Source organism: Streptomyces sp. NPDC002773 (genome assembly GCF_040295605.1).
Taxonomy (GTDB): Bacteria; Actinomycetota; Actinomycetes; order Streptomycetales; family Streptomycetaceae; genus Streptomyces.
Genome location: NZ_JBEOVO010000002.1, coordinates 401,356 through 419,190, shown reverse-complemented (window position 1 = coordinate 419,190; position 17,835 = coordinate 401,356). Strand labels below are relative to the sequence as shown.

Annotated in this window: 15 protein-coding genes; 13 read left to right on the top strand and 2 right to left on the bottom strand. The window is 71.8% G+C overall.

The annotated features are described in order from the left end of the window. The first annotated feature begins 417 nt into the window (after positions 1–417). Positions 418–1,869, top strand: a complete 1,452-nt coding sequence (locus ABT034_RS04460; RefSeq protein WP_502972795.1) for a PP2C family protein-serine/threonine phosphatase — start codon at positions 418–420, stop codon at positions 1,867–1,869. Positions 1,870–1,994: 125 nt separating this feature from the next. Then, positions 1,995–3,458, top strand: coding sequence for an aminopeptidase P family protein (locus tag ABT034_RS04455; protein ID WP_351211130.1), 1,464 nt, complete (start codon positions 1,995–1,997; stop codon positions 3,456–3,458). 112 nt (positions 3,459–3,570) lie between these two features. On the opposite strand, the gene ABT034_RS04450 is transcribed toward ABT034_RS04455, so the two are convergent. Then, entirely contained in the window at positions 3,571–4,014 is a 444-nt protein-coding gene (locus ABT034_RS04450; protein ID WP_351211128.1) for an ATP-binding protein, read from the bottom strand. A 204-nt stretch (positions 4,015–4,218) separates the two neighbouring features. On the opposite strand from ABT034_RS04450, the gene ABT034_RS04445 reads away from it, so the two are divergent. The 9 genes from ABT034_RS04445 to ABT034_RS04405 all read left to right on the top strand — a co-directional run bounded on the left by ABT034_RS04445 (position 4,219) and on the right by ABT034_RS04405 (position 14,059). Continuing rightward, on the top strand, positions 4,219–5,010 hold the full coding sequence (locus tag ABT034_RS04445) for a hypothetical protein (protein ID WP_351211126.1): 792 nt from the start codon (positions 4,219–4,221) through the stop codon (positions 5,008–5,010). 174 nt (positions 5,011–5,184) lie between these two features. Further along, the gene (locus ABT034_RS04440; protein WP_351211124.1) at positions 5,185–5,994 is read left to right on the top strand and encodes a YcnI family copper-binding membrane protein; all 810 of its coding nucleotides are present in this window, start codon (positions 5,185–5,187) and stop codon (positions 5,992–5,994) included. Positions 5,995–6,048: 54 nt separating this feature from the next. Then, entirely contained in the window at positions 6,049–6,756 is a 708-nt protein-coding gene (locus tag ABT034_RS04435) for an SCO family protein (RefSeq protein ID WP_351211122.1), read from the top strand. Then, positions 6,753–7,211 (top strand): copper chaperone PCu(A)C, encoded by a 459-nt coding sequence (locus tag ABT034_RS04430; RefSeq protein ID WP_351211120.1) that lies wholly within the window; start codon positions 6,753–6,755, stop codon positions 7,209–7,211. The genes ABT034_RS04435 and ABT034_RS04430 overlap by 4 nt, the downstream gene beginning before the upstream one ends. A 44-nt stretch (positions 7,212–7,255) precedes the next feature. Then, complete coding sequence (locus ABT034_RS04425; RefSeq protein ID WP_351211118.1) at positions 7,256–9,208, top strand: copper resistance protein CopC; 1,953 nt, start codon at positions 7,256–7,258, stop codon at positions 9,206–9,208. A gap of 9 nt (positions 9,209–9,217) precedes the next feature. Then, positions 9,218–10,486 carry an iron uptake transporter deferrochelatase/peroxidase subunit gene (gene efeB / locus ABT034_RS04420; protein ID WP_351211402.1) on the top strand — a complete coding sequence of 423 codons (1,269 nt, stop codon included), beginning with the start codon at positions 9,218–9,220 and terminating at the stop codon, positions 10,484–10,486. A 48-nt stretch (positions 10,487–10,534) separates the two neighbouring features. Then, positions 10,535–11,470 (top strand): prephenate dehydratase, encoded by a 936-nt coding sequence (gene pheA, locus ABT034_RS04415; RefSeq protein ID WP_351211116.1) that lies wholly within the window; start codon positions 10,535–10,537, stop codon positions 11,468–11,470. 496 nt (positions 11,471–11,966) lie between these two features. After that, on the top strand, positions 11,967–13,256 hold the full coding sequence (gene serS, locus ABT034_RS04410) for a serine--tRNA ligase (protein ID WP_351211114.1): 1,290 nt from the start codon (positions 11,967–11,969) through the stop codon (positions 13,254–13,256). Continuing rightward, entirely contained in the window at positions 13,253–14,059 is an 807-nt protein-coding gene (locus ABT034_RS04405; RefSeq protein WP_351211112.1) for an HAD family hydrolase, read from the top strand. The genes serS and ABT034_RS04405 overlap by 4 nt, the downstream gene beginning before the upstream one ends. 190 nt (positions 14,060–14,249) lie before the next feature. Here ABT034_RS04405 and lpdA read toward each other — a convergent pair whose 3' ends face one another. Then, complete coding sequence (gene lpdA / locus ABT034_RS04400) at positions 14,250–15,653, bottom strand: dihydrolipoyl dehydrogenase (protein ID WP_351211110.1); 1,404 nt, start codon at positions 15,651–15,653, stop codon at positions 14,250–14,252. 123 nt (positions 15,654–15,776) lie between these two features. On the opposite strand from lpdA, the gene ABT034_RS04395 reads away from it, so the two are divergent. Both ABT034_RS04395 and ABT034_RS04390 read left to right on the top strand, forming a co-directional pair. Beyond that, entirely contained in the window at positions 15,777–16,454 is a 678-nt protein-coding gene (locus ABT034_RS04395; protein ID WP_351211108.1) for a FadR/GntR family transcriptional regulator, read from the top strand. After that, positions 16,454–17,773, top strand: coding sequence for a CynX/NimT family MFS transporter (locus ABT034_RS04390; RefSeq protein ID WP_351211106.1), 1,320 nt, complete (start codon positions 16,454–16,456; stop codon positions 17,771–17,773). Before ABT034_RS04395 ends, ABT034_RS04390 begins: the two co-directional genes overlap by 1 nt. The last annotated feature ends 62 nt before the right edge of the window (positions 17,774–17,835 follow it).

Genomic DNA, 17,835 nt, shown 5'->3' with positions numbered 1-17,835 from the left:
GGAGCGGGATCAGAACCAGGTGGAGCCAGGTCAGAACGAGATGGAGCCGGGTCGGAACCAGGGCGGTCAGTACACGTTCCCCGCCACTCGATGACGGGCTGAGGCCTGCGGCATGAGAGACGCCGGGGACCCGCGTCCCGTTCCGGGGCAGTTCCAACTGCCCCTGCCTGTCACCGATTACGTACCCAGCACGCTCGGAATGACGCGCCTTCAAACGACGCCAGTCGACCGCAAAAGGTGCACACCGGGGACAATTTTCGGCCAACTTCCCGAGGAGTTCAACCCTTGCGCACCACCTCGTCGACAACCCCGTGGACACCACAAGTCCCGTGGGGACAATGCTGGACATCGCTCCTCTTGTGCGTGTACATGTGGATGCATCGAGCGGCGCAGAATGACATGGGGGTTTGCGATGCTATGGCGTCAAACGCACCGGTCGGAAAGCCGACTGACATGAGCGCCCCACACATGCCGAAAGTGGCTGGAATCGATTCAACGGTTCCCGGGCCCCCGCACACTACGGCGCCCCTCCCCGGGGTTCCCGCGGCGGCGGCACCCTCCGATCCGGTCCCCCCGCCCGGGGCGCTGATCCAGGACAGGCTCGCCGCCTGGGTCTCCGACCTCACCACCCTCCACGAACTCACCGAGCGCCTCATCAGGACCGCCTCCCTCGACGAGGCCCTCCGCGAGGTGCTCGGCGCCGGAGCCGCCCTCGTCGGCGCCCGCCGCGGCATGGCCGTCCTCGAACCGGCCGACGGACTGGGCCCCGCCACCACCATCGGCCTCGGCCTCGCCCACTCCGACCTCGGCAGCATCGAGACCGTCCCGCGCGGCACCAGCAGTTACGGCCGCCTCCTGGACGGCCTCCCGGACCCCGTCCACCCCGAGCGCGTCCCCGACCCGATCGCCATCCGCGACGTCCGCACCGAGGAAGGCCTCGACCCGCGGCACCGCGAGGTCGCCGCCCGCCTCGGCTACGCCGCCAGCTACGCCCTCCCCCTCGCCACCGAGGACGCCGGCCGGCTCGGCGCGGCCGTCTGGCTCTACGACGAGCCCGCCGAACCCAGCGACCGCCAGCGCCACCTCATCGGGCTGTACGGCCGCTTCGCCACCGAGCACCTCGCCCGCCTCCTCCAGGTCGAACGCGCCCGCGTGCAGATCGCCACCGTCGCCGAGGAGCTGCTCCCCAGCCGCCTCCCCCGCGTCCCCGGCGTCCAGCTCGCCGCCCGCCACCGAACCGGCCCCCGGGGCGGCGGCGACTGGTACGACGCGCTGCCGCTGCCCGAGGGCGCCCTCGGGCTCGCCGTCGGCTCGGTCTCCGGGACCGGCCCGAGCGCGCTCGCCGCCATGGGTCGGCTGCGCGCCTCCCTCCGGGCGTACGCGGTCATGGAGGGCGAGGATCCCGTCGCCGTCCTCTCCGATCTGGAACTCCTGCTCCGGCTCACCGAACCGGCCCGCTCGGCGACCGCGCTCTTCGCGTACGCCGAACCCGCCCAGCGCCGGATCGTCCTCGCCGGGGCCGGGCACGCCCCGCCGCTGGTCATCGGCGAGCGGCGCACCGAGTTCGTCGAGACCTCGCTCTCCGCTCCGCTCGGGATGCTCTCCTGCTGGGAGGCGCCGAGCGTGGAGCTGTCCCCGGCACCCGGAGAAACGGTGCTTCTCTACACGGACGGGCTGCTGCGCCGTACCGGAGACGCCATGGACCGCGCCTTCGCCCGGCTCCACGCGGCGGCGGCCAGTGTGCCGAAGGCGGACCGGGGCGACCCGGGCGCCGTCGCCGACCACGTCCTGCGGAGCCTGCTGCCAGAGGGCCTCGGCACCGCCGAGGACGGAGAGGACGTGGTCCTGCTCGCTGCCCGCTTCGAGTGACCGGCGCCGTGAGCCCCGGTAAGCGGACGATGACACTCCGGTAATGGGTCTTCCGGCCCTGGGCCCCCTTCCGTACGACCGTACGATGGTGATGGTTCAGTGTCGTACCAAGAGGAGGCAGACCCGTGGCCGAGGAGCTCACGCCGGAGACCCCGGAAGAGACCGACGAGCAGCAGGCGATCAAGCAGCGGAAGAACGGCCTGTACCCGGGCGTCTCCGACGAGCTGGCCGAGAACATGAAGTCCGGCTGGGCCGACACCGAGCTGCGCGGTCTCGAGCCGATCGCCCAGGCCGACAAGACCGCCGCGCGCCGCGCCGCGCTCTCCGCCCGCTTCCCGGGCGAGCGCCTGGTGATCCCGGCCGGCAACCTGAAGACCCGGTCGAACGACACCGAGTACAGCTTCCGCGCGTCGACGGAGTACGCGTACCTCACCGGCGACCAGACCCAGGACGGCGTCCTCGTCCTGGAGCCCGCGGCGGACGGCCACGAGGCGACGATCTACCTGCTGCCGCGCTCCGACCGTGAGAACGGCGAGTTCTGGCTCGACGGCCAGGGCGAGCTGTGGGTCGGCCGCCGCCACTCCCTCACCGAGGCCGAGCAGCTCCTCGGCATCCCGGCGAAGGACGTGCGCGAGCTCGCCGCCGCGCTGCGCGAGGCCACCGGCCCCGTCCGCAACGTCCGCGGCCACGACGCCGGCATCGAGGCCGCGCTGACCGACAAGGTCACCGCCGAGCGCGACGAGGAACTCCGCGTCTTCCTCTCCGAGGCCCGTCTCGTCAAGGACTCCTTCGAGATCGCCGAGCTGGAGAAGGCCTGCGCCTCCACCGCCCGCGGCTTCGAGGACGTCGTCAAGGTCCTCGACAAGGCCGAGGCCACCAGCGAGCGCTACATCGAAGGAACCTTCTTCCTGCGCGCCCGCGTCGAGGGCAACGACATCGGTTACGGCTCCATCTGCGCCGCGGGACCGCACGCCACCACCCTGCACTGGGTGCGCAACGACGGCGACGTCCGCTCCGGCGACCTGCTGCTGCTCGACGCCGGCGTGGAGACCACCGAGCTCTACACCGCCGACATCACCCGCACCCTGCCGATCAACGGCCGGTACACCGAGCTCCAGCGCAAGATCTACGACGCCGTGTACGAGGCGCAGGAGGCCGGCATCGCCGCGGTGAAGCCCGGCGCCGCCTACCGCGACTTCCACGACGCCGCCCAGCGCGTCCTCGCCGAGAAGCTCGTCGAGTGGGGCCTCGTCGAGGGCCCGGTCGAGCGCGTCCTGGAGCTCGGCCTCCAGCGCCGCTGGACCCTGCACGGCACCGGCCACATGCTCGGCATGGACGTCCACGACTGCGCCGCCGCGCGCACCGAGGCCTATGTCGACACGACCCTCGCGCCGGGCATGTGCCTGACCGTCGAGCCGGGTCTGTACTTCCAGGCCGACGACCTGACCGTGCCGGAGGAGTACCGCGGCATCGGCGTCCGGATCGAGGACGACATCCTCGTCACCGAGGACGGCAACCGGAACCTCTCGGAGGGGCTGCCCCGCCGCAGCGACGAGGTCGAGGCGTGGATGGCCTCGCTGAAGGGCTGATCCCGTCGTACGTTGGATCCGAGGGGCCCTCGCCGACCGACCGGCGGGGGCCCTTCCCCTTGCCCTCCGCGTGCCTGCCGCGGGCGGCTCGGGCCGTCACACCACCAGGCCGTCACGCCATGAGGAGGGAAGGGGTGTCCTTCCACTTCAGGATCTTGTCGAAGCTGACCACCGCGCCGCCCCGGCCCGACCGGTTGCCGAAGTGCACATGGTCCGCGAGCTCCTCGATCAGCCGCATCCCCCGGCCGTTCTCGGCGTCTGGGGAAGCCGTCGGCACCTCGGCGCCGGGAAAGCCCGGACCCGAGTCGGCCACCTCGATCCGGCAGGTCTCGCCGTCGAGGTACGCCGTCACGCGGTACGCCCCGTGCGGACGGCCGCGCCCGGCACCGCCCCCGTGCTCCACCGCGTTCGCACACGCCTCGGTCAGCGCGACCGACAGCTCGTAGGACACGTCCGGATCGACGCCCGCCGTCTCCATCGTCCCCATCAGAAGCCGCCGGGCGAGTGGCACGCTCGCCGCTTCGCGCCGCAGATGGAGTGACCACCAGATGCTCATGCTCCAGCCTCCTGGAAGCGGCTCGACATACCGATACGTATTGCCGGTCACCACCCTTCGTAAGCCCCCGAGCGCGACAAGAGCGCTCGTTCGGCGGATGCATTCGCCCAGTGCGCCGGTGTATGTCACCCCGAAGGCCCCCAAGGACGACCTTCTGGACCTGCCGCATGCCGGTAGGGCCCCTGGTGCGATGATGGGCCCGCCATGAATGCCCCCGCGCTCGCTCCACGGCTGCTGAGGGCCGCGGTGTTCACCGCGGTCTGCGTCGTGCTGTCCGCGCTCGGGCACGCGCTCGCCGCCTGCGCGGGGATCGCCGTGTGGAGTCTGCTCGCCGGGTTCCTCGGCGTCTTCGGCGTCACCGTCCTCTTCACCGGGCGGGAGCGTTCCCTCGGCTTCGTCGTCGGCGCCCTCGCCGGCGGACAGCTCGGTCTGCACGTCCTGTTCGGCCTCGGCCAGCGCCGGCTCGGCCTGAGCCCCGAGGCGGACGACGCCCTCATCCGGATGGCGGCCCGGCTGGTCTGCGGAGCGGGGACGGCGTCCCTGAACTCCGCCGAAGCCGCGAGGATCCTCCGCGACGCCGGAGTCGACCCGGCCGCCGCCCCGGCCGGCCACGCCCACGCGGGACACTCGGCCGTCACGCCTGCCGGTGAGCTGCTGCCCGGGCTGCCCGGCCTGCCCATGGTCCTCGGCCATCTGCTCGCCGCCCTCGCCACGGGCTGGCTGCTACGCCGCGGTGACCGCGCCCTCAGCCGCCTCGTCGAGCTCTCCGAGCAGGGGGCGACGGAGCTCGCCGAATGTGCGCTCGTCCGCTCGCTGCGGGCCGCGCTCCGTCTCGTACGGGCGATGCTCACCGGGCTTTCGACGGCTCCGCGCACCGGGCCGCGGCAGGCGGTCCGTACGGCCTTCGGCTCCTCGCCACCGCCGGTGGCCGAGGCGCTCGAGGACACGGTGATCAGGCGCGGCCCGCCGGCCGCCGACTGCGTCCTCGCAGCCTGACGCGGGCCCGACCCGGCCCGGCGCGGGCTGCCCCGGCCTGACGCGGGCCGACGCAGTCCGCCGCGGTCCGCTCGACAGGAGCGGGGGCCGCGCTCGTCCGCACGCCCGTGGAGGTTCCCTCCCTCCGGCGTGCCGGACCCCACCGTCGTTCTCCGAGCTGGAGTGTCTTCTGCCATGACCGTTTCCCGTCCCACCTCCTCCCGTGTCTCCTCGTCCCGGGTCTCCGCTTCCCGTGTCGCCCTCGCCGGTGGCATCGCCCTCTCCTCCGTCGTGCTGCTGTCCGGCACGGCCTTCGCGCACGTGAGCGTGCAGCCGCAGGGCGAGGCCGCCAAGGGCGGCTACGCGACCGTCAACATCAAGGTCCCGAACGAGCGCGACAACGCCTCCACCGTGAAGGTCGAGGTCAACTTCCCGCTCGACCACCCCCTCGCCTCCGTCATGCCGCAGCCCGTCCCCGGCTGGAAGGCCGAGGTGACCAAGAGCAAGCTCAGCAAGCCGCTGGAGCTGCACGGCAGGACGATCAACGAGGCCGTCTCCAAGGTGACCTGGACCGCCGACGGTTCGAAGATCGGCCCCGGCCAGTTCCAACAGTTCCCGCTCTCCCTCGGCCAGCTGCCCGAGGACGCCGACCAGCTGGTCCTCAAGGCGATCCAGACGTACGACAACAAGGAGGTCGTGCGCTGGATCGAGGAGCAGAAGGAGGGTGCGGAGGAGCCGCAGAACCCCGCCCCCGTCCTGAAGCTCTCCGCCGCCTCCGCCGACCACCACGGCGGCGCCGCCGCCCCGTCGGCCTCCGCGTCCGCCGCCCCGTCCGCCTCCGCCGCGGCGGAGGCCGGTCACGACGACAAGACGGCGTCGCACAAGGAGACGGCCGCCGCCGACTCCACCGACACCACGGCCCGGATCCTCGGCGTCCTCGGCATCCTCATCGGCGTCGCCGGTGTCGCCTTCGGTGTCCTCGCCGGCCGCCGCCGCTCGGTCTGACAGCCGGCCGCACCACCCCTTTCAGACTCCGGAAAGAAGCGGAAAAGAAACAGCATGTCCGCAGAGAAGACATCCTCTCCGAGCCGCCGCACCCCGCTGATCGTCGCCGCGGTCGCCATCGTCGCCGCGCTCGGCATCACCGCGGCCGTCGGCCTCGGCGGCAACGACGACAAGGCCTCAGGCCAGACTTCCGGCGCGGTCGCGGAGGTCTCCGGTGGCAGCGACTCCACCAAGGCCGCCACCGTCCTCGACCGGCCGTTCACCAAGCCCGCGCTCGTCCTCACCGACACCAAGGGCCAGAAGTACGACCTGCGGGAACGCACCAAGGGCAAGCCGACGCTCATCTACTTCGGCTACACCCACTGCCCCGACGTCTGCCCCCTGACGATGAGCAACATCGCCATCGCCAAGAAGCAGCTCCCCAAGGCCGACCAGGACAAGTTGCAGGTCGTCTTCGTCACCACCGATCCCGAGCGGGACACCTCCGCCGAGCTCGCCAAGTGGCTGCCGGCCTTCGGCGACCCCTCCTTCACCGGTCTCACCGGCTCGTTCTCCACCATCCAGGCGGGAGCCCGGCAGATCGGCATCGGCATCGACCCGCCGAAGAAGGAGAAGGACGGCAAGGTCGTCTCCATGCACGGCGCGCAGGTGATCGCCTTCTCGCCCACGACCGACCAGGGCTACGTCCTGTACGGCGAGGACGCGTCCGTCGACGACTACGCCAAGGACCTGCCGAAGCTCATCAAGGGGGAGAACCCGTGAACCGCCGCACCACCACCCTGTCCGCCGCCGTGGCCCTCGCCGCCACGCTCGCACTGACCGGGTGTTCGTCCTCGTCCGACGGCGGGACGCCCGAGCTGAAGGTCAGCGGCGCGTTCATGCCGCAGCCGGTGACGGACATGGCCGGCGGCTTCCTCACCATCACCAACGACGGCGGCACGGCGGACAAGCTCACCTCCGTCACCAGCCCGATCTCGGACGACGTCACCATCCACGAGACGAAGAACCAGAAGATGCAGGAGGTGAAGTCCTTCGACATCCCGGCCAACGGCACCCTCTCCCTGGAACGCGGTGGCAACCACATCATGTTCATGGAGCTGAAGACGAAGCCCAAGCAGGGCGAGAAGGTCAGCATCGAGCTCCACTTCGAGAAGTCCGGCCCCATCAAGGTCGAGCTTCCCGTCGAGGCCGCCACCCACAACCCGCAGCAGCACTGAGCGCGTTGACGGAGTTCCGAGAGAACTGACGGAGTGACCCAGAGATGACAACCACCGCCCCGCGCCTCGGTACCGCCCTGGGCCGGCTGCTGATCCTCGCGGCCGTGCTGCTCGGCACGCTGCTCGCCGGCGCCGCCCCCGCGTCCGCGCACGCGGCGCTGACCGGAAGCAATCCGAAGGACGGGGCGGTGGTCGCCACCGCTCCCAAGGAGGTCAACCTCACCTTCTCCGAACAGGTCGCCATGAGCGCCGACTCGATCCGGGTCCTCGACCCGGCGGGCCGGCGGGCCGACACCGGCGAGATGCGCGACCTGTGCAGCGGCTCCGTCGTCCGCTACGGGGTGGGGCTGCGCGCCGGGCTTCCCGACGGCACCTACACGGTGGCCTGGCAGACCGTCTCGGCCGACAGCCACCCCATCTCCGGCGCCTTCACCTTCTCCATCGGCGCCCCCTCCGCCACGTCCGTCGCCCTGCCCGACCAAACGGCCGGCGGCGGGCTCGTCGGCGCCCTCTACGGCATCGCGCGCTACCTCTCGTACGCCGGATTCGCCGTCCTCGTCGGCGGCGGCGCCTTCGTCCTGGCCTGCTGGCCGCGCGGCGCGAGCGTCCGGCCCGTCCAGCAGACCGTAGTCCGGGGCTGGCTGACCCTCACCGGCGCCACCCTCGTCATGCTGCTCCTGCGCAACCCGTACACCGGCTCCGGCGAACTCTCCGACGCCTTCGACCTGGCGGGGCTCAAGGCCGTCCTGGAGACGAAGACCGGGGCCGCGCTCACCTCCCGGCTGCTGCTGCTCGGCGCGGCCGCGCTCTTCGTGGCCGTCCTCTTCGGTGCCTACGCCCGGCGCACCGACCCGAAGGAGAAGAAGGACCTCGCCTTCGGGCTCGGCATCGGCGGCACCGTCGTCGCCGCCGGCATCGCCGGCACCTGGGCGCTGGCCGAGCACGCCTCGACCGGCATCCAGCCCGGCATCGCCATGCCCGTCGACATCCTGCACCTCCTCGCCGTGGCCGCCTGGCTCGGCGGTCTCACGGTGCTGCTCGTGGCCCTCTACCGGACGCCGTCCGTCGAACGCGCGGCGGTCGAGCGCTTCTCCAAGGTCGCCTTCGGTTCCGTGGCCGTCCTCGCGGCCACCGGGCTTTACCAGTCCTGGCGGCAGGTCGGCTCCTGGTCGGCGCTGACCGGGACGCGCTACGGGCAGCTGCTCCTCGTGAAGATCGGCCTGATGTGCGTCCTCCTCGGCATCGCGTGGATCAGCCGCCGCTGGATCCAGCGCCTCGCCGACCCGACGCCGGCTGAAACGCCCGACGAGGCGGAAGCGACTGAAGCGACCGAAGCGACCGAAGAAGCGGAAGCGACCGGAGCGACTGAAGCGACCGACGAGGCTGAGGAGGCCACCGAGGCCCCCGACGCCGCCGATCCCGAGCGGGCCGCTCAGCTCGCCCGGCAGCGGGCCGCCGTCGCCACCGCGCGCCGCAAGCGGGAGCGGGACGCCGACCCCGAGCGGTCCGGTCTGCGCCGCTCGGTGCTCACCGAGGCCGCGGTCGCCGTCGTGCTCCTCGCCGTGACCACCGTCCTCACCTCCACCGAGCCCGGCCGCACCGAGGAGCAGGCCGCGCGGGGTACCGCCGCCTCCGGCCCGGCCGCCGTGCCGGACCGGCCCGTCGACATCCGGCTGCCCTTCGACACCGGCGGCGTCGACGGCAAGGGCGTCGTCCGGCTGAGCCTCGACCCCGGCCGCGTCGGCGCCAACGCGCTCCACCTGTACGTCGAGCGCCCCAACGGCAAGCCGCTGGACGTCCCCGAGATCAAGGTCGCCCTCACCCTGGAGGCGAAGGACGTCGGGCCGCTGCCCGTCGCCCCGGACCGGATCCAGACCGGACACTGGAGCGCGAGCGGCGTCCAGATCCCGATGCCCGGGGAGTGGCGGATCCAGGTGACCGTCCGTACCTCCGACATCGACCAGACCACCATCGACAAGAACGTGAAGATCGGCTGACCCGTGACCGTGACCGAGAACGACACCCCTGAGATCTCCCGGCGGCGCCTGCTCGGCACCGTCGGCGCGGCGGGCGCGGCCGGCCTCGTCATCGGCGCGGCCGCCGGCGTCGGAGTCACCGAGGCCGCCTCGGGCGAGGGCGCCACCGCGACCGGAGCGGGTGGCGCCCCGGCGCTGTCCACGGTCGGCGCGACCGAGGTGATGTTTCACGGGAAACATCAGGCCGGTATCACCACCCCGCTCCAGTCCCGAGGCCATCTGCTCGCCTTCGACCTCGCGCCGGGCGCCGGCCGCAAGGAGGCGGTCGCTCTGCTGCGCCGCTGGTCGGCGACGGCGAAGGCGGTGATGTCGGGCGGGGCCCCGACCGGGGACACCGGGATCGCGCTCGACGCGGGCCCCTCCTCCCTCACCGTCACCTTCGGCTTCGGGCGTACGTTCTTCGACCGCACCGGGCTCGTGGCGCGCCGCCCCGCCGGGCTCGACCCGCTGCCCGCCTTCTCCGCCGACGCGCTGGATCCCCGGCGCTCGGAGGGTGACCTGTGGGTGCAGATCGGTGCGGACGACGCCCTCGTCGCCTTCCACGCGCTGCGGGCGCTCCAGAAGGACGCGGGCGACGCGGCCCGGGTGCGCTGGCAGATGAACGGCTTCAACCGCTCGGCCGGTGCCACCGCGAAGCCCATGACCGCGCGCAACCTGATGGGCCAGGTCGACGGCACGGGCAACCCGAAGCTGACCGACCCCGATTTCGACCGGCGGATCTTCGTCCCGGCCGGGGCCACCGGCGCGGAGGAGTGGATGGCCGACGGCTCGTACGCGGTGGTGCGCCGGATCCGGATGCTGCTCGACGACTGGGAGAAGCTGCCGCTGGACGGGCAGGAGAAGGTGATCGGGCGCAGGAAGTCCGACGGCGCCCCGCTCACCGGCGGTACGGAGACCACCGAGCTGGATCTGAACAAGGTCGGCCCGGATGGGCGGACGGTCATCCCGGACAACGCGCACTCCCGGATCTCCGCCCCCGAACAGAACGGCGGGGCGGCGATGCTGCGCAGGCCGTTCTCCTTCCACGACGGCATCGGCCCCGACGGGGCGCCGGACGCCGGCCTGCTCTTCGTCTGCTGGCAGGCGGATCCGCTGAGGGGCTTCGTCCCGGTGCAGCGCAAGCTCGACCGGGGCGACGCGCTGTCCGCGTTCATCCGTCACGAGTCGAGCGGTCTCTTCGCCGTCCCGGGCGGTCCCGCCGAGGGCGAGTACGTGGGGCAGCGGCTCCTGGAGTCGTGACGCCCCGAGCGGGCGGCCCGCGCCCTCCGGGCCCATTAGGGTGACGGTATGTCCGCCACCCGGTACACGTATCTCGGCCCCGAGGGCACCTTCACGGAGGCGGCGCTGCGTACGCTGCCCGAGGCCGCGACGAGGGAACTCGTCCCCATGGTCTCGGTCCCGGCCGCGCTCGACGCCGTACGGAACGGGGAGGCCGCCGCCGCGCTCGTCCCGATCGAGAACTCGGTCGAGGGCGGGGTGACCGCGACCCTGGACGAGCTGGCCTCCGGCGAGCCGCTGATGATCTACCGCGAGGTGCTCCTTCCGATCGCCTTCGCGCTGCTCGTGCGCCCGGGGACGAAGCTGTCGGAGATCAAGACGGTGACGGGCCATCCGGTGGCCCAGCCGCAGGTCCGGAACTGGATGCGGGCGCACCTGCCCGAGGCGGTGTGGGAGTCGGCCGCCTCCAACGCGGACGGGGCCCGGCTGGTGCAGGAGGGCCGCTTCGACGCCGCCTTCGCGGGGGAGTTCGCGGCGGCGACGTACGGTCTCGAGGCGCTGGTCACGGAGATCCACGACGCGGAGAACGCCGAGACCCGGTTCGTGCTCGTGGGCAGGCCGGCCCGGCCGGCGGCCCCGACCGGCGCGGACAAGACCTCGGTGGTGCTGTGGCTGGGTGACGATCATCCGGGTGCCCTCCTCGAACTGCTCCAGGAATTCGCGGTGCGCGGGGTGAACCTGATGCTGATCCAGTCCCGGCCGACGGGGGCGGGGATCGGGAACTACTGCTTCGCGGTGGACGCCGAGGGCCATATCTCGGACCGGCGGGTGGGCGAGGCGCTGATGGGGCTCAAGCGGATCTGCCCCAAGGTGCGCTTCCTCGGCTCGTACCCGAGGGCGGGTGTCGAGGTCGAGGACGTGCGGGCGCTGCGGCGCGGGACCTCGGACGGGGAGTTCATGTCGGCCTCCGACTGGCTGGCGAGGGCCCAGGACGGTCGGGCCTGACCCGATGGTGACGGAACGCTCCCTTCGGCGGGAGCGTTCGTCCACAGGTACGAACCACTAGTCCTACCTGCGTATTTTCAGTTCGCCACCATGGTTATCCACAGGGGTCACCCGCAACCTGGGGACAAGTCGACAGCCCACCCCGACAAGGTCGACAAATCGCCCTAGCCATTCTCGGGCCGGACCTCGCCTGTCCACAGCGCTCCACCGTGCCGAGAGGGCTCTGCCGTCAGCACTTCCCGCTTGCCCAACTCTTTGGAGCGAGCAATTCCCACCCAAATGAGTGCCTCAATGGCGTTTGATCACGGATTTCCCAGGTCAGGGGGCGGGAATCCGCCCACGCTTTCCCGCAGTCCACAGATTTTCCGCACAGCCTGTGGATAACTTGAATGCGCGGCACCTGATCCCCGCATTCCGCGGGTGGCAATTCGGGCGAAACAGTACTCGTGACGTTAATCGGTGGGGGCGGGCGAACGCGCACCGGTAGCCTGGTGGGGTGATTGACCTTCGCCTGCTCCGTGAGGACCCCGACCGTGTTCGCGCCTCCCAGCGCGCCCGTGGAGAGGACGTCGCGCTCGTCGACGCCCTGCTCTCCGCCGATGAGCGGCGCAGGTCGTCCGGCGTCCGCTTCGACGAGCTCCGATCCGAGCAGAAGGCGCTCGGAAAGCTGATCCCCAGGGCCACCCCCGAGGAGCGCGCCGAACTCCTCCAGAAGGCCGAGCAGCTCAAGACCGACGTCAAGGCCGCCGAGGCCGAGCAGAACGACGCCGACGAGACCGCCAAGCGGCTCCTGCTCCAGCTCGGGAACATCGTCCACACGGACGTGCCCGTGGGTGGCGAGGAGGACTTCGTCGTCCTGGAGACGCACGGCACCATCCGTGACTTCGCGGCCGAGGGCTTCGAGGCCAAGGACCACCTGGAACTCGGCGAGGCGCTCGGCGCCATCGACGTCGAGCGCGGCGCCAAGGTCTCCGGATCGCGCTTCTACTACCTGACCGGCGTCGGCGCCCTCCTGGAGCTCGCCCTGGTCAACGCGGCGATCGCCCAGGCCACCGAGGCCGGCTTCATCCCCATGCTGACCCCCGCGCTGGTCCGTCCGCGCGCCATGGAGGGCACCGGTTTCCTCGGCCAGGCCGCGGAGAACGTGTACCACCTGGAGAAGGACGACTACTACCTCGTCGGCACGTCCGAGGTGCCCCTCGCGGCGTACCACATGGACGAGATCATCGACGCCGACAAGCTGCCGCTGCGGTACGCGGGCTTCTCGCCCTGCTTCCGCCGCGAGGCCGGCACGTACGGCAAGGACACCCGGGGCATCTTCCGCGTCCACCAGTTCGACAAGGTCGAGATGTTCTCGTACGTCGCTCCGGAGGACGCCGAGGCCGAGCACAAGCGGCTCCTGGAGTGGGAGAAGCAGTGGCTGACCGCCCTTGAGCTGCCGTTCCAGGTGATCGACGTCGCCACCGGTGACCTCGGTTCCTCCGCCTCCCGCAAGTTCGACTGCGAGGCGTGGATCCCGACCCAGGGCAAGTACCGCGAGCTGACCTCGGCCTCGAACTGCGACAGCTTCCAGGCCCGCCGCCTCTCCGTCCGGATGCGCGACGAGCAGGGCGGCAAGAAGACCGTGCAGCCGCTGGCCACCCTGAACGGCACGCTCTGCGCCGTACCGCGCACGATCGTGGCGATCCTGGAGAACCACCAGCTGGCCGACGGTTCGGTACGGGTGCCGGAGATCCTGCGGCCCTACCTCGGCGGCCGCGAGGTCCTGGAGCCGATCGCCAAGTGAGCTCCTTCCCCTACCGCCTGGTCGCGACGGACCTCGACGGCACGCTGCTGCGGTCCGACGAGTCCATCTCGGACCGTACGCGGGACGCGCTCGCCGCCGCGACGGCGGCGGGCGCCGCCCACATCGTCGTCACCGGCCGGGCGGTGCCCTGGACCCGGCACATCCTCGACGACCTCGGCTACGAGGGGATCGCGGTGTGCGGGCAGGGGGCGCAGGTCTACCACGCGGGTGAGCACCGGCTGCTCACCTCGCTGACCCTGGACCGGCAGCTCGCCGGGCTCGCGCTCTCCAAGATCGAGGCGGAGGTGGGCCCGCTGGCGCTGGCCGCGAGCCGCGACGGTCTGGAGGGCGAGGTCCTGATGGGCCCCGGCTACCGGGTCCACGAGGGCCGGCTGCCGTACCTTCCGTACGAGGACCCGGCGGAGCTGTGGGCGGCGCCGCTGACCAAGCTCTACCTCCAGCACCCGACGCTGACCGACGACGAGCTGACCCTGGCCGCCCGTCAGACCGTCGGCGGGCTCGTGGACATCGTCATGGCGGGGCCGGGCGTCGTGGAGATCCTCCCGCTCGGTCTCAGCAAGGCGACCGGTCTCTCGCTGGCCGCGCGCCGTCTCGGCGTGAAGGCCGCGGAGACGATCGCCTTCGGCGACATGCCGAACGACATCCCGATGTTCGGCTGGGCCGCCCACGGCGTGGCCATGGGCAACGCGCACGCGGAGCTGAAGGCGGTCGCGGACGAGGTGACCACCTCCAACGAGGAGGACGGCATCGCGGTCGTCCTGGAGAACCTGCTGGCCGCCTGAGCGCCGCACGCACTCGCACCCGTTCGAAGGCCCGCTCCCGGTGAGGGAGCGGGCCTTCGCGGGTCGCGGCCCGCGCGGACCGAAGTCCGCGCGCTCGAAGCGGCCGCTCCCGGGGGGTCCCCCGTGCCCCCCGTACAACTAGTGTGCGCCGGGCCGCCGTTCGGGGGCGAGCGGTTTTCCGTCCGCCGGCTCAGAAATTGATCATGTGTCCCGCGATGCCGTGGATCGCTTCCTTCACGGCCTCGCCGAGCGTCGGGTGCGCGTGGACGTTCCGCGCGACCTCGTGGACGGTGAGGTCCCACTGCTGGGCCAGGGTCAGCTCGGGCAGCAGCTCGGTGACGTCGGGGCCGATCAGGTGGGCGCCGATGATCTCGCCGTGGGTCCCGTCGGCGATGATCTTGACGAAGCCGGTGGCGTCGCCGAGACCGTGCGCCTTGCCGTTCGCCACGAAGGGGAACTTGGCGACCTTGACGTCGAAGCCCTTCTCGCGGGCCTGCGCCTCGGTCCAGCCGAAGCTGGCGATCTGCGGCTGGCAGTAGGTGGCGCGCGGGATCATCGGGTAGTCGAGCTCCATGGTCTCGGCGTCCCCGATGGTCTCGGCGGCGATGACGCCCATGGCCTCGGCGGTGTGCGCGAGCATCAGCTTCGCGGTGACGTCACCGATGGCGTAGATGTGCGGCACGGAGGTGCGGCAGCGGCCGTCGACGTCGATCGCGCCGCGCTCGGTGAGGGCGACGCCGGTCGCCTCGAGGCCGTAGCCGGTGACGTTCGGGGCGAAGCCGATGGCCTGGAGGACCTTGTCGGCCTCAAGGACCTTCTGGGTGCCGTCCTTGCCGGTGACGGTGACGCGGACCCGCGGGCCGGACTCGTCGATGGTCTCGACGCGGGTGGAGGTCAGGACGTCGATGCCGAGCTTGCGGTACTGCTTCGCCAGCTCCTTGGAGACCTCCTCGTCCTCCAACGGGGCGATCCGGTCGAGGAACTCGACGATCGTGACCTTGGTGCCGTAGTTGTTGAGGACGTACGCGAACTCGATGCCGATGGCGCCGGCGCCCGCGATGACGATCGACTTCGGGGCGTCCTCGGCGAGGATCTGCTCCTCGTACGACACGACGCGCTCGCTGCGGGCGGTGCCCGGGAGCAGGCGCGGGGTGGCGCCGGTCGCGATGATGCAGTTGTCGAAGGTGATCGTCTCCGAGGTGCCGTCGGACTTGGCCACCTGGAGGGTGTTCGCGTCGAGGAAGGTGCCCCGGCCGTCGAACTCGGTGATGCCGTTCTTCTTCATCAGGAAGTGGACGCCCTTGACGCGGCCGTCCGCGACCGAGCGGCTGCGGCGGTAGGCGTCGCCGTAGTCGAAGGTGACGGTGCCGTCGACCTTGATGCCGAAGGTCTTCGCCTCGTGGTTGAAGATGTGGGCGAGTTCGGCGTTGCGCAGCAGCGCCTTGGTGGGGATGCAGCCGACGTTCAGGCAGACACCGCCCCAGTACTTCTCCTCGACGACCGCGACCCGCTTGCCCAGCTGGGCGGCGCGGATGGCGGCGACGTAGCCGCCGGGGCCAGCTCCGAGTACGACGACGTCGAAGCGGTCTGACATGACTGACTCCCGAGGGTGGTGAGGGTGTTCGGTCCGCGTACGGGCCCACAGTAGTCCGGTGTTCCCGGCGCGGTCAGTTGTAGGATGACTGGGCAACCGGGCAAATGGAGAGGTCGGAACGGCATGGCACTCAGGGCGGCGGGGCGGACCTCACTGGTGGACTCCGTGGTGGAGCAGCTGCGGACGCAGCTCGCGGACGGGGAGTGGGCGGTCGGCGACCGCATCCCGACCGAGCACGAGCTCGCCCAGCAGCTCGGCGTGGGCCGCAACACCGTCCGTGAGGCGGTCCGGGTCCTGGTCCACGCGGGCCTTCTGGAGTCGCGTCAGGGCAACGGCACCTTCGTCAGGTCGACGGCGGACCCGGCAGCCGTCCTGCGCGGTGTGCGGCACGCCGGCGCGGCCGACGTCCTCGAACTCCGGGTCGCCCTCGAGGCCGAAGCCGCCCGGCTCGCGGCGGCCCGCCGGGACACCCACGACCTGCTGCGGCTGCGGGCGGCCCTCACCGGCCTGCGCGAGGAGGGCGACCGGGACGCGGACGCGGACCTCGCCTTCCACCTGGCCGTCGTCGGCGCGACGCACAACGCGGCCTTCGTCGAGGTGTACCGGTTCTTCTCCGCCCAGGTCCACGAGGTGCTCGTGGAGGCCCTCGGCGACCGGGAGATGCCGCCGGTCGACATCGACGCCCACGAGGCGCTGGTGGCCGCGATCGAGGCGGCCGATCCGGACGCGGCGGAACGGCAGGCCCGCGAACTGCTGCGGGTGCCGATGGAGACGGTCGCCGCGCTCACGGAGCGCTCCTGATGACCGCCGAGACACGTACGGCCGAGACACGTACGGCGGAGATACCTTCGGCGGAGCCCGAGGCGGCGTCGTCGCGGGTCCTCGTCAACGCCGAGGCCGGGGTTCGGACCTCAGCGGCGGGGACGGCCGCCCGCAGGGCCCTGCTCGCCCACCCGGCGCTGCTCCTCACCGGGATCGTGCTCGCCTCGCTGAACATGCGGGTCGCCCTCGCGAGCGTGGCCCCCCTGGTCGGCGAGATATCCGACGCCTTCGGGCTCTCCGCGGCGGCCGGCTCCCTCGTCACCTCGGTGCCCGTGCTGTTCCTCGGCGCGGGCGCGCTGGTCGCACCGTGGCTGGGCCGCCGGTTCGGTACCGAGCGCGTCCTGTTCGCGGCGCTCCTCCTGCTCGCCGTCGGCATCCTCGCGCGCGTACTGCCGTCCGTGTACGCGCTGTACGGCGGCGGGGTTCTCGTCGGCACGTCGATCGCCCTGCTCAACGTGCTCATGCCCGGCCTGATCAAGCGTGACTTCCCGGGCCGGGCCGCCGCGATGACCTCGGTCTACACGGGCGCGATGATCGCCGGAGCGACGGTCGCGGCGGCGGCCGCCGTGCCGCTGGAGAAGTCGCTGGGCGGCGGCTGGCAGGGTTCGCTGGCCTTCTGGTCGCTGCTCGCCGTGGTCGCCGCCCTCGCCTGGCTGCCCCAGGTGCTGATCGCCCGCGGCCGTACGGACCACGGGGTACGGGCCGCCCCGGCCGCCGTCGCCCGGCCGGTGAGCGTCTGGCGCTCCGCGCTCGCCTGGCAGGTCACGCTGTTCATGGGCCTGCAGTCGCTCTGGACGTACGTGCTGATCGCCTGGATGCCGACGATCTTCACCGACCACGGGATGAGCCGCTCCACCGCCGGAGTCGTCTTCGCCTTCAACAACCTGATCCAGGTCGCGGGCGCGTTCGCGGTGCCGCTGCTCGCCGGCCGGATGCGGAGCCAGCGCCCGCTGGTCGTCCTTGTCACCACGCTGGTCGCGGCCGGTTACGCCGGTCTGATGGTGGCGCCGGTCGAGGGGGCCTGGCTCTGGTCGGCCGTGCTCGGCGTCGGCCAGGGCGGGGCGGTCGGTCTCGCCCTGACCCTGATCGTCCTGCGCGCCGGGGACGCGGTGACCGCGGCCCGGCTGTCCGGGATGGCGCAGACCGTCGGCTATCTGCTCGCCGCGGTGGGGCCGCTCGCGGCCGGTGTCCTCCACCAGGCCACCGGTTCCTGGACCCTGCCGATCTGCGGGGTCCTCGCCGTCTGCGCGGCGGCCCTCGCCGTGGGACTGCTCGCCGCCCGGGATCGGACGGTGTGAGGGAGGGGGGTGCGGTACGGCTCCGGGGTGGGGGGTTCGGGGTGGGGCGTCCGCCCGCGGAG